Annotated in this window: 13 protein-coding genes; 8 read left to right on the forward strand and 5 right to left on the reverse strand. The window is 56.5% G+C overall.

Going from position 1 to position 16,389, the window contains the following annotated elements:
• Nucleotides 1-123 precede the first annotated feature (123 nt).
• From EU557_RS16820 to EU557_RS16830, 3 genes are all read right to left on the reverse strand, one after another.
• A complete protein-coding gene (locus EU557_RS16820; protein WP_135531617.1) occupies nucleotides 124-600 on the reverse strand; it encodes a hypothetical protein in 477 nt (158 codons plus the stop codon).
• Nucleotides 601-707: 107 nt separating this feature from the next.
• Nucleotides 708-2,168: a T9SS type A sorting domain-containing protein gene (locus EU557_RS16825; RefSeq protein ID WP_167855244.1), complete on the reverse strand. Its 1,461-nt coding sequence runs from the start codon at nucleotides 2,166-2,168 to the stop codon at nucleotides 708-710.
• Between the two features lie 191 nt (nucleotides 2,169-2,359).
• Complete coding sequence (locus EU557_RS16830) at nucleotides 2,360-2,707, reverse strand: hypothetical protein (RefSeq protein WP_135531619.1); 348 nt, start codon at nucleotides 2,705-2,707, stop codon at nucleotides 2,360-2,362.
• A 270-nt stretch (nucleotides 2,708-2,977) separates the two neighbouring features.
• On the opposite strand from EU557_RS16830, the gene EU557_RS16835 reads away from it, so the two are divergent.
• Nucleotides 2,978-6,271 carry a cellulose binding domain-containing protein gene (locus tag EU557_RS16835; RefSeq protein ID WP_135531620.1) on the forward strand — a complete coding sequence of 1,098 codons (3,294 nt, stop codon included), beginning with the start codon at nucleotides 2,978-2,980 and terminating at the stop codon, nucleotides 6,269-6,271.
• Nucleotides 6,272-6,415: 144 nt separating this feature from the next.
• On the opposite strand, the gene EU557_RS16840 is transcribed toward EU557_RS16835, so the two are convergent.
• A complete protein-coding gene (locus EU557_RS16840; protein WP_135531621.1) occupies nucleotides 6,416-6,955 on the reverse strand; it encodes a DUF4136 domain-containing protein in 540 nt (179 codons plus the stop codon).
• A 294-nt stretch (nucleotides 6,956-7,249) separates the two neighbouring features.
• Here EU557_RS16840 and EU557_RS16845 point away from each other — a divergent pair, with 294 nt between their 5' ends.
• Nucleotides 7,250-8,287 carry an alpha/beta hydrolase gene (locus tag EU557_RS16845; protein WP_135531622.1) on the forward strand — a complete coding sequence of 346 codons (1,038 nt, stop codon included), beginning with the start codon at nucleotides 7,250-7,252 and terminating at the stop codon, nucleotides 8,285-8,287.
• A 149-nt stretch (nucleotides 8,288-8,436) separates the two neighbouring features.
• Here EU557_RS16845 and EU557_RS16850 read toward each other — a convergent pair whose 3' ends face one another.
• Nucleotides 8,437-9,417 (reverse strand): aldo/keto reductase, encoded by a 981-nt coding sequence (locus EU557_RS16850; protein WP_135531623.1) that lies wholly within the window; start codon nucleotides 9,415-9,417, stop codon nucleotides 8,437-8,439.
• Between the two features lie 258 nt (nucleotides 9,418-9,675).
• On the opposite strand from EU557_RS16850, the gene EU557_RS16855 reads away from it, so the two are divergent.
• From EU557_RS16855 to EU557_RS16880, 6 genes are all read left to right on the forward strand, one after another.
• Nucleotides 9,676-10,125: a GNAT family N-acetyltransferase gene (locus EU557_RS16855; RefSeq protein WP_135531624.1), complete on the forward strand. Its 450-nt coding sequence runs from the start codon at nucleotides 9,676-9,678 to the stop codon at nucleotides 10,123-10,125.
• Nucleotides 10,126-10,371: 246 nt separating this feature from the next.
• On the forward strand, nucleotides 10,372-11,676 hold the full coding sequence (locus EU557_RS16860; protein ID WP_135531625.1) for a PAS domain-containing protein: 1,305 nt from the start codon (nucleotides 10,372-10,374) through the stop codon (nucleotides 11,674-11,676).
• A 42-nt stretch (nucleotides 11,677-11,718) separates the two neighbouring features.
• Nucleotides 11,719-12,081, forward strand: coding sequence for a CZB domain-containing protein (locus EU557_RS16865; RefSeq protein WP_135531626.1), 363 nt, complete (start codon nucleotides 11,719-11,721; stop codon nucleotides 12,079-12,081).
• Between the two features lie 208 nt (nucleotides 12,082-12,289).
• Nucleotides 12,290-13,951, forward strand: a complete 1,662-nt coding sequence (locus EU557_RS16870; RefSeq protein WP_135531627.1) for a M28 family peptidase — start codon at nucleotides 12,290-12,292, stop codon at nucleotides 13,949-13,951.
• A gap of 134 nt (nucleotides 13,952-14,085) precedes the next feature.
• A complete protein-coding gene (locus EU557_RS16875; RefSeq protein ID WP_135531628.1) occupies nucleotides 14,086-14,688 on the forward strand; it encodes a hypothetical protein in 603 nt (200 codons plus the stop codon).
• A 240-nt stretch (nucleotides 14,689-14,928) separates the two neighbouring features.
• Nucleotides 14,929-16,380: an AMP-binding protein gene (locus EU557_RS16880; protein ID WP_135531629.1), complete on the forward strand. Its 1,452-nt coding sequence runs from the start codon at nucleotides 14,929-14,931 to the stop codon at nucleotides 16,378-16,380.
• The last annotated feature ends 9 nt before the right edge of the window (nucleotides 16,381-16,389 follow it).

The following is a 16,389-nucleotide window of genomic DNA, read 5'->3' on the forward strand; positions in this document are numbered from 1 at the left end:
GTAACGTTTCCGATAGCTATCCTTTCAGAAATACCCAATTTTTTGTCTTTCGTCACAGCTATACATTGTTGCTTAGTAGGTCAGAAATCGTAGATAATAGGCGCCTTGCTGAAGCTAGGCCACTTACTTTCTATAATAGGTTTCTACATACCCATCAGGTCTTTCCTGGTCAATGCGCAGCGTGCCAGACACCTCGCTCACCCGGTACCGATTAACCAACACCACGAACCCCGTGTCGGGAGCCGCTAGATACAACCGCCGCCGCACGGTAAGAATCAGGTGCTGTTGCGCATCAAGCCAGCTTCTCTCCTGTCGCAGAATAAATTTGGTGGGCACGCTGCACTGGTCCGCATCACACTGCACGAACATACTATCCCGCGTGAACGAAAGCGTGCGTTGCGCCCCGACTATTGCGGGTGTCAGCACGTCTTTACCCGTGAGCCCTCCTACGCTAGATATCCATTGCCATTCCCCAAAAATCCCCGTCGGCTCCGGCTCGCCGCCGCAGCCGCTTGCCGAGAGCAGGAGGCCTACTGCTAGGTGGGGCAGTAAGGTCCGTAGGCGTTTACTACTTAGCAGGCCACTTCTGATTGCTTCCATTTATCAGCATTATATAACGTAATGGTTTGTTTTAACAAGGTTATCGATTGGCTACCCGAGCCCATATCGGAAGGAGGAATAGCAATATCCTGTTCTCACCTCTTTGCTCAATACTTAAGTAGCTTATGGCAGCTTCGGGAAGCAGAGCCCACTTGCACTTCCACCCAATACACGCCGGCCGCCAAGAAGGCAATATTTACCTGCTTATCCTGCGCGGTTTCTGTCATCGACCGTACCAAAATCCGCCGCCCCAGCGCGTCGTAAATAGCCAGCCGATAGGGAGCGGCACAACCGTCGCCGACTTGCACCCGGAAGGATTCAGTGGTGGGATTAGGAAAGATGCTCACCTCCGCCTGTTCACATGGGCTTTCTGGCTCAGGCGGCGCTTCGAGTCCGTTGAAATAGTGCTGCAAAAAATTAGGTAGCCCTGGACCCAGACTGCCAGGGCGAAAGTCTACGGTCTGGTACCGGATGCCACAGGCATAGCCCCGCCGGTTAGGGTAGGGAATGACATACAACTTGTCACCGATTACCGACGTCGTGGCATCCTCATAACCGCTGGCCCCATACAGGCGACCATCTAGGCCTAGCTGCCAGGCATAAAAGCCAGAGACGCTTTGCTCTCTAGAGTTGATGTTGGTAGCCGGGTTGCCCGCCACCACACTTTGCCCCGAGGCCGCGATGGCCGCATCATCGCCGGCCTGCAGATCATACTGCACCACAACGTTGCGCTCTCTCCGCTCCCGGTTGAAGAACCGATAATCCTGGGCATATAGCTTCGTATTATCGGGCGAGAAAGCCACCCCTCCCCCATCAAACAACTGCCCTAAGGAAATGAAGTGGCTAATGTTCCCTGTGGCCGGGTCAAAGTCGAACAAGCTCAGCGGTATCTCTAGGCTAGGGGTCGAATAGGCCAGGTGGCGCCCATCGGGGGAGGCACGCAGGAAACCGGAAAGGGCCCGGAAGAAGTCGGTCCGGCGTAGCTCTGGCCCCACGGCCACCCGCTGAGCCAGCCGCACGCCGGCTGGGTCTACTAAGAACACTTGGAAGTACGCGCCCGGCCACTCGTGAACCAGTACCCAGTAATCGCGGCCGTTAGCGTGGCGAATGGCAGTGAGCTGTTCCGTAAAAGTACCCGGGAGGTGGCGATTCTTCTCTGTTTCCACTACATCGCCCAAGCCACCAGCCAAGCCCATATCGATGCGGGAATAAAAGAGATTCGTTTCCCGCTCCGGCGGGGGCAACGCGAGGCCGAGGGTGAAGAGGTAATACTGCTGAGGCTGCCCCGGCACCGGTAGAGTCAATGCTCCTTGGAAGACATCCCGAAAGGTGGGCAAGCCCTCGCCATGGGGCATTACTTGGTGCTGGCGGTTCCAGACCTGTTCACCATTAGAATAGAATAGCAGTTCCCCCGTCTGCCCATCCGAGATGACGACTGAGGGGAACGTGGTCGTCATGGCACTGCCCGTTATCGGACGGGGAGCGCCGGCTGAGAAGTCCCAGCCACCTTTATCGCCAAAGAACCAATACGTAGCCTCTTTCTGAGCTAGCGCTCGTTGCTGTAGCAATAGCAAAAACAAGAGAAGGCAGGATGCCCTTCCTCTCTGAGTAATAACAAACCTATAACTCATCTTATCAAGTAGATATACAACAACTGTACAATAAGATAGCAGCCTTTCACCGGAAAAGCTATCAGCGTCAGACAACTAGGCCCATGTTTCCGCAGAAGTACCTTTACCTAAATAATAACCTCCCATAGCTACCACCGAATATTATGCAAAAACGTGTCGAGCTTTTCGCGTAAGGTACCAGCGGGGTACCGCCGGACAAACTCAGCCTCCAGATCAGGACGAGCATAATAGGTTAATTCCCACTGATAACCATCGGTAGCTGTGTGCTCCCGACGGATATGCAAAGCCTCTCGGTGCGGCTCGATCTGCTCATATAGGCTAACCACTAACCAATACATTGAAGTGTAGGCATACAGTCGCTCGGCGGTACCGTTTGCTCGCCAATAGCGCACTACATTAAGCAGTTCCTTTCCTTCCTCCCAATGGAGGTAATGTGCTTCAATATCTGACCAGGGGCGGGCGTGCACAGGTGCCATTAGTAAGGAATATATGTGTTAACCTGAAGCCTGTGTGGCTTAGCATAAGGAAACGGGTTTTGCCAAGAGCCGGACAGTTAATAGTTGAAGATAGCTATGCTCCCTAGTTGCGATGAGGTATTTGCAACTGCTGGCGCTAGGCTAGAGATATACTTGAATATCAGGTGTATATGACTATTCCTAATTCATTTCATTTATCAATGAAATTACATTATATATTTATATAATTATACATTGTGCTATCAATTCCTTTCTTATCCTCTACTCTTTATGAAGAAAACATTACTACGCGTGGGCAGACTAGCCGCCTGTACGGGCTTGCTGTTCAGCGCCCTGACAACTGGTTTCGCCCAGACCAGCAAGGTCACGCCCCAGAAGTTCAAAGCCTCTTCTGAGCTGCGAGAACTTGTCAACAAATCCGCTACGGCGTCTCGTACTCCTGCCATAGGTGGCCTACAAAAGGCTGACTTACTGCAGGTCAAAGGCAATTACGTGGTTATTGAAGCCGTTGCCAACGACGCCAACGGGCAGGCATTGCTTCGCCAATTGCAACAGTTAGGGCTAAAGAACGGAGCTTCGTTCGGGCGAATGGTGTCCGGCCTGTTCCCCATTGGTAAAATTGATGAGTTGGAGACTGTAGGCCAGCTGCGCTATGCCGTCCCCTCTTACCAGCCCATGCACAACAAGGGCCTTGTGACGTCGCAGGGAGATGTATCGCTGGGCGCAGAGAAGGTCCGCACCAAGTCGGCCGTAACGGGGGTAGGCTCTAAGGTGGGCGTACTCTCAGACAGCTACGGCTCTATCCCGGGTGGTCCGGCTGCTGGAGTAGCCTCCGGCGACCTGCCCAATGATGTGGAAGTGCTGGAAGATGCCGGTGCGGGCTACAGCGACGAGGGCCGAGCTATGGCAGAAATTGTGCATGATGTAGCTCCTGGGGCCAAAATTGCCTTTAATACGGCATTTCTAGGCCAGGCCTCGTTTGCCAATGGCATTTTGCGGCTGGCTGATAAAGGGTGTAACATCATCGTGGATGATGTCTATTACTTTGCCGAGCCCTTTTTCCAAGATGGCATTATTGCGCAAGCCGTTGACCAGGTAGTAGATCGGAACATATCCTACTTTAGCGCGGCCGGTAACTCCGCCCGTCGCTCGTATCAGTCAGGATTCCGCAACTCCGGGCAAGATATTGTTATCGGCGGAGTTAACTACGGCGTCGCGCACGACTTTGGCGGAGGCGACACCCGGCAGACCATCACTATTCCGGCAGGCGGCCAGCTTCGGCTAGCTCTGCAGTGGGCTGATCCGTTCTACTCCGTCAGCGGAGGCACCGGGGCCCAAACTAACCTAGACGTATTAGTATTCTTCAACGGGGCCCTAGCCTTCTCATCGAGAGCTAATAACCTGGGCGCTGACCCCTTCGAGTATATCGGGCTAAATGCCTCCTCAATGGGATCTGCTACCATTGAAATAGCCATCACGAAAGTAGCTGGCCCCGATCCGGAAATACTGAAGTATATCGAGTTTGGTAACTCTAATATTGTGGAGTTCAATACCACCGGCTCAACGGTAGTAGGCCACAACAATGCTGCGAAGACCATTTCGGTGGGAGCTTCTCCTTGGTACAACACGCCGCAGTTCAATACCAACATCACACGCCCAGTAGTAGAGACGTTTTCGTCGCTGGGTGGCACACCGGTATTCATAACCACTTCCGGCGTGAATACGGGCATTGACCCCAGCAAAGTTCGCCGCAATCCGTCGGTAGTTGGCCCCGATGGCGGTAACAACACGTTCTTCGGCTCTGATACTTCCCTGGACCCCGACGCCTTCCCCAACTTCTTCGGCACTTCAGCCGCTGCGCCGCACGTAGCGGCCGTGGCCGCGCTTATGCAGCAGGCCGCGGGCAACACGCTCTCCCCTCAGCAGGTGAAAGATGCGCTGACCAGCACCGCCCAGGACATGGACGACCCCTTCACGGTGGGTGTATTTGATACGGGCTATGATTTCCGCACTGGCTACGGCTTTGTGCAAGCGGAGCAGGCCGTGGCAGCCGTGGCCAGCCCTTGCGTGGGCGACGTGACCCCACCCAAAATTCTGGCATCTGGCTTTGTAACCAAGCTGGAAAATGGCAAGCGTACCATCTACGCCGAGGACGTGGATTACGGCAGCACCGACAACTGCGGTATTGCCTCCATGACCATCAGCCCCAATACCTTCACCTGTGCCAACGTTGGCCCCAACAAAGTAACCCTTACCGTCACTGACAAGGCCGGTAACTCGGTTTCTGAGACCGTGACGGTTGAAGTGTTGGCCGACAATACCTGCTCGCCATCCGTGCAGGTACTGTACCAGAACGGTGATCTGGGCCAACCTACCAACAGCGTGATTCGTCCTAATCTGCAGGTTGTGAACACCGGTACGTCCGCCATTTCTTATCAGGAGCTGACATTGCGCTATTGGCTGACGCCCGAGAACTACTCACAGCTGACCACGAATGTGAACTGGGCTAAGCTTGGTACCCAGTTGGTGAGCATGCGCTATGTGGCGCAGCCCATGCCGCGCGAAGGTGCGTTCGGCTACGTAGAATACTCCTTCCTGCCTGGCGCGGGTAGCTTGCCCGCGGGCGGCTCTTCTGGTCCCATCCTCAGCAACATCAACGACCAGCAGTGGAAGAACTTTGACGAGACCAACGACTATTCGTATACTGCTAACAGCGACTATGTGCCCACTACGCGCATCACGGCGTACCGCAATGGCGTGCTCATCGGTGGCGTAGAGCCGGCCGCAGTAGCCGCAACTACGCGCCTGGTGGCCTACTCCGAGAACCGGGGTGCCACCGTAACGCCCGCGGGCAGCGTGTTGCTGCAGCTCGGCAACCTGGGCAACTCGCCCGTGCCTTACGAAGACGTAACCGTCCGTTACTGGGTGCAGCCCAACCAGGTTTCTCAGCGCGAGTACTCCGTGTCTTATGCCACAATTGGCAGCGAGAAGGTGCTGCTCACGCGCGGCCAGCAGGGTCAGCAGGCCTACGTGCAGCTTGGTTTCTCGCCAAGCCTCGGTCTGTTCCAGCCCAGCACCAACACGGGAGCCGTGCAGCTTTCCTTCTACCAGGTATACGGAGTGGCCTACGACCAGAGCGGGGATTACTCGTATCGTCAGGCCGGCCCGCTGGCCGAGCAGCCTCGGGTAACGGTGTACGTAAAGGGTCAATTGGTATATGGCACCGAGCCCGGTAACAGCACCGCTCAGCGCCTGGCCAGCAACACCAGCAGCACAAACTCAGCAGCGGCTAGCATGGCAGCCATTGGTCAAGTAGAGGCCTACCCCAACCCCTTCACGAGCACCGCGAAAGTTCGCTTCTTGGCTTCGCAAACCGGCCCCGTGCAGGTACGCGTGTACAACAGCCTAGGGCAAGTAGTGGCCACCCTCTACGAGGGAACTGCCACGGCCGGCCAAGTAGTAGAGCAGACGCTCAACGGTGCCAACCTGCCCGCGGGTCTGTACACGTGTCGTCTGATTAGCCAAGGCAAGAGCATAACGCAACACCTTGTGCTAACCAAATAAGCGCTGTAGAGTAGCGCATCAAAAAGGCCCCAGGAAATCCTGGGGCCTTTTTAATTTTAGGGTGTGGCCTACTACTCGCATTAGAGTGGCCTAGCACCGCAAATCTTACTCGGGCCAGAGCCCTTGATGCCAGACAATTTTACTTTACTGCTGCGCCGGCACCGGATAAGAGGCAAATAGCTCTGCCGTGGCTTTATCAATGCGTTTAGCCCGCTTGTCGGAGTTGGGGGAGATGATGCTGGTGAGTGTGCCTTCCCATACCCGCTCGTTGCGGGCGGCATCCACTAGCTCAATGGAGGCGGTGCCCTCTGAGTAGCGGTTCACTACTACTTGCTCACTCTGCCAGTGATAGTTGCGCTGCCCAATGTAGCGGGGAGCATCCCGGATGTTGGTTTCGCGGGTTTGCACCTTGTCTTGAGTGACTACCCCAATATTTACCCACAGATCGGGAGTGTTCGACTGGCGGTAGCCGCGGCGTTCCAGCTCCTGGGTTACGGCCTGCTTTATCTCCGGCACGCCTGTGATGTAGGTGGGCGCGGTGCCTTCCGTGCGGGCTTTCACGTCCATGAAGTTATAGGTTTTGTAGGTGGAGAAGTTGACGCCGGGCGTGAGCTGAGCGCGCGGTGCTTGTTCCGCCGCGCAACCGGCCAGCGCTAAGGCCAGCCATAGCAGGTGAGCTTTCATCGGATAAAGTACTTGAGTGGAAACTAGGCGCTTGCCTTTACAATACGCCCTGCTTCTTACGCAGTTTGGGGGCAATAGGTCAATGCCTGTAGCCTCCTGCTGAAGCGGCTACGGCTAGCGTTCTGCTCTGATTGTTCTAGACCAGTTGCACCATCAAATCAACCACAAAACGCCGACTTAATTGGCGGCTGATGCCGTATAAGAGGCTTTTTGCGGTCTGTCGTCAGTCAGACTGCTTCACGCACTCTACCAACCAACTTCCGAGACTGTTCATTACACTTCCGGTCTTACGCTATGAACAAAACGAAAGCTGCCTTGCTGGCATTAGCGCCCGTGGCAGGCGCGGGCCTGCTTACCTGGGTATATCGTAGTACGCCCTACAGCATTGGCCCCGATGGTTGCGCCACGGTGAATACAGCTGGCAAAATCAGGCTCGGCATCTTGCGGCGGTTACTGGCTAGTTTCGGCGGCGTACGGAGCAAGCGCCTGGGTTTCCCTAAAGTACCCATGCAGACCATTGAGCACCGCACCATCCCGACGAACTACGGGGAGGTACCCGTTACAGTTTACTGGCCTAGCACTACGTCGAAGAAGCCCTTGCCAGTGTACGTGAACCTGCACGGCGGGGGGTTTGTGCTGGGCTACCCCATGCAGGATGATTTGCTATGTCGCTTCTTGGCCCATCACACGCCCTGCGTGGTCATTAACGTTGATTATGTGCTGGCGCCCGAGCAGCCCTTCCCTACACCAGTGCTGCAGTGTTATGAGGTGGTGCGCTGGGTAGCCGCGCATGCCGAGAGCCTCGGCCTCGATGCCCGTCATCTGGCCGTGGGCGGCCACAGTGCCGGCGGCAACTACTCGGCGGCCGTAGCCCTGCTGGCCCGCGAGCGGCAGGAGTTTCGGTTAGCACTGCAACTGCTGGACTACCCCTCGCTCAACCTGGCTGAGCGCGAAAGTCAGAAGCACATTCTGCCCCGCCGCAAGCAGGTGCTCACGCCGGAACTGGGTGCTTTCTTTAAGCATGCTTACCTCCCCTGCCCCGCCGACCGTAGCAACCCGCTGGCGTCTCCGCTCCTGGCCGAAGATGTGACTGGCCTAGCGCCGGCCCTCATCATCACGGCGGAGTATGATTTCCTGCGCGATGATGGGCGAGACTACGCCCAGAAGCTCCGCCAGCAAGGCGTGCCGGTTATTTATCGGGAGTTCAAAGGCGTAGATCATGCCTTCACCCACTTCGGCCCGAAAGAGCCTGCCCAAGAGGCTTGGAACCTAATGCTCCGGACGCTGCAGCAAGCTTTTGCAGGTAAGATTGTGGGGCAGGACCTGGCCTAGAAAGCATCAAACCTGTCATCCCGCCCGCAGCAAGGAATCTGAGCCAACCCGTAGAGGGTAACCCAGATTCCTTGCTGCAGGCGGGATGATAGATTAGTGGCCTAGAGCCGGTGCCACCATGCTCAAGCGTGTGTGCTGTTTCCTAGTTATTAGGAAAAACCCAGCACGGGGTGCGGCTGATACAGCTCCTCTAGCCGTTTGATTTCCTCACTGGAGAGCTTCACCGACAGCGAAGCGACGGCGTCTTCGAGGTGGCCGGGCTTACTAGCTCCCACAATGGGCGCCGTAATAACAGGCTTCGATAGCATCCAGGCCAGGGCAATCTGAGCATTAGGAACGCCGTGGGCCTCGGCAATTTCCGTTACACGGTCGGCCACGGCAAAGTCATCATCGCGGCCGTAGAGGCTCTTGCCGAAGGCGTCGGTGCGGGCGCGCTCGGTTTCGTTGCGCTCCTTGCTGCGCTTGCCCGTGAGCAGCCCCCGCGCCAGCGGTGACCACGGAATCACGCCAATCTTTTGGTCTTGGCACAGCGGCAGCATTTCACGCTCTTCCTCCCGGTACACCAGGTTGTAGTGCGGCTGCATGCTCACGAAGCGCGTCCAGTTGTGCTTATCAGCTAGGTAGAGAGCCTGCGCAAACTGCCAGGCATACATGCTGCTGGCCCCAATGTAGCGCGCCTTGCCGGCCTTCACCACATCGTGCAACGCCTCCAGGGTCTCTTCAATTGGCGTGTCGTAGTCCCAACGGTGGATCTGGTAGAGGTCCACGTAATCAGTACCAAGGCGCTTGAGGCTAGCATCAATGGCACTCATAATGTGCTTGCGCGAGAGGCCTTTATCGTTCGGCCCCGGGCCCATGGGGTTATACACCTTGGTGGCTAGTACAATCTCGTCGCGCTTCGCAAAGTCGCGCAGGGCACGGCCTACCACCTCCTCACTGACGCCATTAGAATACACATCGGCCGTATCGAAGAAGTTGATGCCTAGTTCTAAAGCCTTTTGAATGAAGGGGCGGCTCTGCTCCTCGTTTAGGGCCCAGGGCCAGCGGTCGGTGGGCGTGCCGTAGGTCATGGTGCCCAGGCATATTTTAGAAACCTTGAGGCCAGTGGCCCCCAAGCGGATGAAGTCCATGCGGGTTTGATTAGAATTAGTGAAGCCTGCAGCATGCAACGGCTGATAGTAAATAGCTTGTTATACGCCACGGAAACCAGTAGGCTCACCTGATTTCGGCCTATTGTCGTCTAACTTTTTGTGCTTTAGCGGCGCGCCTTACGGGCAGAGCTGGGCCAGCTGAACGCCTTTCTTTGCATCGTTTCTCACTTTTTAGTGCTTGCAGGAAGAGCAGGGCCTACTTTTACACTTCTGTACTTCCTCTCGTACCTACCATCTATGAACCTCTCCTGGACCACCAAGCCATTCGATGCCCTCACGCTTACCGAGCTCTACGCCCTGCTGCAGCTGCGCTCCGAAGTATTTGTGGTGGAGCAAACCTGTGCTTTCCAGGACATTGATGGGCAGGACCAAGCGGCGTATCACCTGCTAGGCCACTCCGAGGCCGGTGAGCTAGTGGCCTACACGCGCTTGTTTGCAGCCGGTATTAGCTACCCCGAGGCCAGTATTGGGCGCGTGGTGGTGAGCCCCAAAGCCCGGCGCTATGGCCTGGGCCGCGAGTTACTGCGGCAGTCTATTGCGGTAGTGGAAATGCTATTTGGGGCGCAACCAATTCAGATTGGCGCCCAACTGTACCTAAAAGAATTTTACGAGGGCTTTGGCTTTCACCAGCACGGGGAAGGCTACCTCGAAGATGGCATTCCCCACATCCACATGATTCGGGAGTAGCATTCATTCCCCCTCTGTTTTACTGCTCACCCAGGGAAACAAGTTATTCAGATAGCAGAACTGCAAGCTCGACTATAAGAAGCAAAAAGCTGGTGCTTTTTAGTGAATTTTGTCGACTTAGCCTTTGCGTATTGCGTTAGTTCTGGCAGCAACTGTGGCTTATAGTTAAGCTTCTGTTGACTGCTTTTTTCTATTTACCGAGCAACACCGCCCCCCTACACCTCACCTTTCCGCCTTTTCAATTATATGCCTACGTCTGCTTTCCCAGTTGACTATCAACATCTATTTCATTCGTTACCCGAGAACTTCCTGCTAATTGCTCCTAACCCCGAGGCAACCATCATCGACAACACCGAAAGCCACGTGGCCGTGTCGTTGAAAAGCCGGGAAGAAGTTATAGGCAAGCCTTTTTTTGAGGCCTTCCCTTCCACTGATGAGCAGTCGGCGGCCGTTATTCGGGAATCTCATGAGCACGTACGTCGGTACCTCGAACCACACACCATGCCTCTGATTCGGTATGACTTGGAGCGGCCCACTGAGCAGGGAGGTGGCCTAGAGGAGCTTTACTGGGAAGCTACTCACTATCCAATTTTTAATGCGCAAGGCGAGTTAGAGTTCATTCTGCAGCGCACCCGAAACGTGACGGAGCAGTACCGGGCCAAGCTGCTAGCCGAGCAAGCGCAACAGGAATTAGCTGAAAGCCAGGAGCGTATGCGCTTCGCACTGGAATCGGTGCCCATTCTGGTGTGGACGGCCAACCCCAGCGGCGAGCGGGACTACTTTAATACCCGTTGGCTGCAGTTCACCGGCCGCACGCTGGAGGAGCAGCTAGCAGGCAACTGGATTGAGGCCCTGCACCCCGACGATCGGGCCCGGGTAGAGCAGAGCTGGCGGCAGTCGGTGACTACGGGGCAGCCTTACCAGGTGGAGTATCGCCTGCGCCGCGCCGATGGCCAGTACCGCTGGGTGCTGATGCACGGCCTGCCCCGCCTAAATGCCGATGGCCAAATTTCTATGTGGGTTGGTGGTGGCACCGACATTCACGACCAGAAACAGCTGGTTCAGGAGCTGCTGGAAACCAACGAGCAGCAGGCCGCGCTGTCTGACCAGGCCTACCAGGCCTTGCAAATGGCCGAGCAGCAGCGCACCACCTTCTACAACTTATTCATGCAAACGCCCGCGCTGATCTGCATTTTGCGGGGAACAGAACACAAGTTTGAGTTTGTAAACCCAGAGTATCAGAAGCTGTTTCCGCACCGCCAGCTGACGGGCAAAACGGTGGCCGAAGCGCTGCCAGAAGTAGTAGAACAAGGGTTCATTACTATACTGGATAACGTGTATAACACGGGCGAAACGTTTATTGGTAAGGAGCATGAGATTATGCTCGACCGGGATGGCAGCGGAGAGCTGCAACGCAGCTTCCTCAACTTCACCTATCAACTCTTTACAGAAGGTGACCAGAAAGCTGGCATCACAGTGTTTGCCTTTGATGTTACTGACCTAGTGCTGGCTCGCCAAGCCCTAGAAAACCCTAGCGCTGATGTACAATAAGGATGTTTCCCACTCTGCTTTCGGGCTACTATCCTGCCGCGCATGGAGATAACTAATCTGGATTTTCAACAGGCTCGTATCAAGCTGGTGCTGTTCAAGTCCCGGCTTCGCTCGGTTCTGTACGGCGTGCGGGAGCCTGATGAAACGCTGTTTTCGCTACGGCAGAATCCGCTCGGCGAATGGCTGTACTCTATTGTAAAACCTCGTTACGGCGGTATTCCTGCTGTTTTTTACCTGGAAAGTGAGCTTTCCAAAATGTTGGACACCGCCCGCTCGTTGGTGCAACAGCACCAGAATGGCAAGCTAGAGGAGGCTCGGCTAGGCCTAGAACGAATTGACGCTCACGCAGCACAAATTGAATCCTTGCTTACTCAGGTAGAGCAATCGGCCTTGCTTCAATCTTAGCTTCTCGTAGAAGTATGCGGAAGCGCAAGCCACGATTTCCCCGCTAAGACGTGGATACTCACTGCCCAACTTCCGCTTGTTAGTAGCAAGCTCCCACTCAGTTAAACAGATCACTATCTGGATGCTGGGTGGGAGCTTCTCGTTTCTACTGGCGTCGGAGAAGACAGCAGCCCATTACTCTAGTGGGCTGTTTGCGTATTTTGGGGCGATGAAACGAATTTTCCTTCTCCTGGCGGCCAGTGTTCCACTCCTTGGTCCGGCTGCTGCTCAAACTGCTCCCCTCGTCCCGAAGCGGGTTGCTAAGGCACTACTTAAGGTTAAGCCTACCGATGTCAAAGCCCACATTCAGTACCTGGCCGATGACCGGCTGCTAGGCCGCAAGCCCGGCACTCCGGGGTATCAGATGGCGGTAGAGTACGTTACGGGCCAACTTAAAACCTTTGGCGTGCAGCCTGCCGGCGAAGAAGGTAGCTTCACCCAGCGGGTGCGCCTGCGCCGGGCTACCGTGCGCCCAGGCGCCACCGTAACCTATCAACCAGCCGGGGGTAATGTTCCACTAGCGCCCACCGAGGTGCACCTCTATCCTCACCCCGAGTTCCCGGAAACTACACTGGTTCCAACCGGGCTGGTGTTTGCGGGGTACGGAATTTCTGCCCCCGACCAAGGCTACGACGATTACCAGGGCTTGGACGTGAAAGGTAAAGTGGTAGTAATTGTGCGCGGCGCCCCTCGCAATTTCCCTAGCACTGTAGCCGCCGCCAGCCAAGATCAGACCTTGCTGGTGCAAACCGCCGCCCAACGCGGGGCCGTAGGGGTGCTGTTTGCGGCCCCTAGGCCTGCCCCTGCCGCGGCCGCCGCGGCGGTAGCTCGCCCTCTGTCAACTACCAGTGTGCTGGGCCCTGATGGGAAAGTAGCAGCGGCTCGGGGCTTCATCAGTGGCTCGGGCTTCACCATGACGGGCACCTTATCTGCGGCGGGCCTGCAGGCCCTGTTGCGTAATGCCGCCTCCGATACGGCCCAGGTGCTCGGCAACCTGCGCCAAGGCAAGCCAGCGCCGGTACCCCTGCGCGGAACCTTGGCTGCCACCTGGCAATCGGCTTATCAGGATTTCGAGAGCTACAATGTGGTGGGAAAAATTGTGGGCTCTGATCCTAAGCTGCGCGATGAGTACGTGGTGCACTCAGCTCACCTTGACCATTTGGGCGTGAGCACACCCGTGCAAGGCGACTCGATTTACAATGGGGCTCACGACAACGCCTCGGGGGTGGCTTCAGTACTCGAAATTGCCCGGCTGTACTCTCAGCTCAAAGAAAAACCCAAACGCAGCATTCTGCTGGTGCTCCAGACGGGCGAGGAACTGGGGCTGCTCGGCTCGGCCTATTTCGCCGCGAGGCCTACGGTGCCAAAGTCCGCCATCGTGGCCGACGTAAATACCGACATGCCCACTATCATAGCGCCCTTGCTCTCGGTAGTGCCACTGGGCGCGCAGCACTCTAGCCTAAGCCAGCCAGTAGCTGAGGCGGCGCAGTATCTGGGCCTGACGGTGGAGGCCGACCCCGAACCAGATCAGAACCGCTTTATTCGTTCCGATCAGTACAGCTTTGTAGCTCAGGGCATTCCGGCGCTGCACATCAAATACGGCAACCGCACCACCGATGGCAAGAATAACCTCAGCGAGCAGGTGCAGAAGTGGCGCGCCGTTACCTACCACAAGCCCCAGGACGATATCAATGGGGTATTTGACTTTGAAGCAGGCAAAAAGTATGTGCAGCTTAACTTCCTGATTGGCTACTTGGTAGCACAAAGCCCCAGCCGCCCCACCTGGAACAGTGGCGACTTTTTTGGGCAGCGGTTCGGGCAGCGGCAGTAGGGCACTTTTTCGGGAGCAGGTGCGGAAATTCGCCTGAAAAACCCGAATATTATGCAATCAACATTCTTCCCTGATCCTATGCAAGTGCCTGCGAATACCATTGGCAGGCTGCCTTCTACTGCTTAGCTGCATTTATGATCATTTACGGCCATCGCGCCTCTCATCTCACCACGGAGGCAGTACCCGGCTCTTGTCCCTCCTGCGCTACTCCTGACAGCCGACGCGTAAGTGTATTTGGGCGTTATGCGCACATCTACTGGATTCCTCTATTCCCCTTCGGTAAGACTGGTGTAGCTGAGTGTGGCCACTGCCGCCAAGTAGTGCAGGCCAAGGAAATGGACCCCAACCTGAAACAAACTCTTCAGGAAGTGAAGCAGCGGGTACGCGTACCCCTATGGCACTTCAGCGGCTTGGCGCTGTTAGCAATTGCCATCGTGTGGGGAATTATTGTGCATAACCAGAGCCAGAAAAACACTCAGACGTTTATTCAGGCCCCCCACCCCGGCGACCTGTATCACATCCGCACCGAAAACGGGCACTATTCCCTCCTCAAGGTGCAGGACGTAACCGGCAACAGCGTGAAGTTGCTGCCCAACAACTATGAGATGGAAAGCCAGACCGAAGTCGGCAAGCTCAACAAGCCAGAGAACTACGCCGCCGAGCCAGTAGAGCTAACCCGGTACGACCTCCGAATTATGCTCACCAAAGAAGAGATTCTGGAAGTAGAGCGCCCGTAAGGATATATAGTAAAACATAGCCCCTCCCAAAAGTCCCGACAGCAACTGCCTGTCGGGACTTTTTTATGCATTTAAGGCTCTTCTAGACCAGTATATCCATTGTTTGTCTGAGTGCTGAAAAGTCTACGAAATTGCGCTTGTGGTTTTGAATCGGAAGGGAATAAGGCTCCATTTGAAGCATACACCGCCGGATACCTGCCGGCGGCCCTGCTCCACCTGTTGCGCTCTGCTCCTGCCCTCATGTCTGCCAATTTCTACGAGCTGATTCACCACACGCTTACTACCCACCCCGCCGAACAGGTCTGGGTGCAGTGGCCCGCTCTGCCCGGCCAACAAGCCCCGGCCGCTGATACCGGTCGGAGCTTGTTGGGCCGCATTGGGGCTATGAGCGTGCGGTTAGGCAGCCACGGGGTGCAGCCTGGGCAGCGGGTGTTGCTAGTACTACCGGTGGGGCCGGCTCTGCTGAGTGGGCTACTAGGCCTGTTGGCAGTAGGAGCAGTGCCGGTGCTCCCACCAGCGGGCAGCACTCCCAGTAGCCTTCGACTGCTAGCTAAGCAGCAGGGCATTGGAGTAGCACTAGTGAGCGATGCCGTACCGGCCTGGGCCCGGCTGCTAGCTCGGCTGAGAGGCCTACGTTTGGTAATATCTCCGGCGGCAAGTTCGGCTGCCATATCTCCGTTGCGCCCTCAGCCGGTACCTGCTAATCAGCCCGCCTTGGTTTCGTATAGCTCTGGCTCCACGGGCGGCGCGCCTAAAACAGTGGTGCGGACCCACGCCGTGCTCACGGCCCAACACCTTACCCTGAAGGCCGCTTTCCCCCCCCTGCCTGGCCAGCACGATTTCCCGCTGTTCCCGAATGTCCTCCTGCATAACCTGGCGGCGGGCGTAACCAGCGTGCTCCCAGCGGTGCCCGCCCTAGATGTGCGCCAGCTAGAGGCCGCGACGGTAGTAGAGCAGCTACGCACCGGTCCGGTTCACACCCTCACCGGCAACGTATTCTATTTCCGCCGACTGCTGGAACACCTAACCCAGCACCCCACCGTTTTCCCTGAAGTAGTAGCCTTGGGCATTGGTGGCTCGCCGGTACCCGAAGTACTGCTGGCGGCCTTGCAGCCTTACTTCCCGGCGGCCCAACGAATCATTATTTATGGATCTTCTGAGGCGGAGCCCTTAGCCATTCGAGAGGCCGCTGCCTCCCCTGCTCCGCCGCCCGCGGCGGGGTATTGCGTAGGCCACCTCCGGCCAGAGCTTACCTGGGAGCTGCGCCCCCTAGGCCAGGTACGGACGCCCGCTGGAAACTGGGTGCAGGTAGGTGAACTAGCAGTACGCGGCCCACACGTAGCGGTGGCCGAGGCAGAGTGGTTCCTGACCGGTGACTTCGGTTACCTCGATGCCGAGCAGCGGCTAATACTCACGGGGCGCAAAGGCAACGAAATCATTGTGGCGGGGGTGCAGCACTATCAGCTAGAGCACGCCCTTAGTACCGTGCCAGGGGTGGCCCGCGTAGCGGCTAGGCCTACTGCCAACGGCTTTACGGTATACGTGCAGGGTACCGCGGCGCTAGAGCCCGCCTTGTGGACGGTGCTAGGCCAGTGCTTCCCCTCAGATTTGCCGGTTAGCCTGCTGTTCCGGGCAGAGCTGCCAGTGGACAGGCGACATCATTCCAAGATTTTATACGCTGAGCTGGCCTAGCGGGGCACT

It is taken from the genome of Hymenobacter wooponensis (assembly GCF_004745865.1).
Taxonomy (GTDB): Bacteria; Bacteroidota; Bacteroidia; order Cytophagales; family Hymenobacteraceae; genus Hymenobacter; species Hymenobacter wooponensis.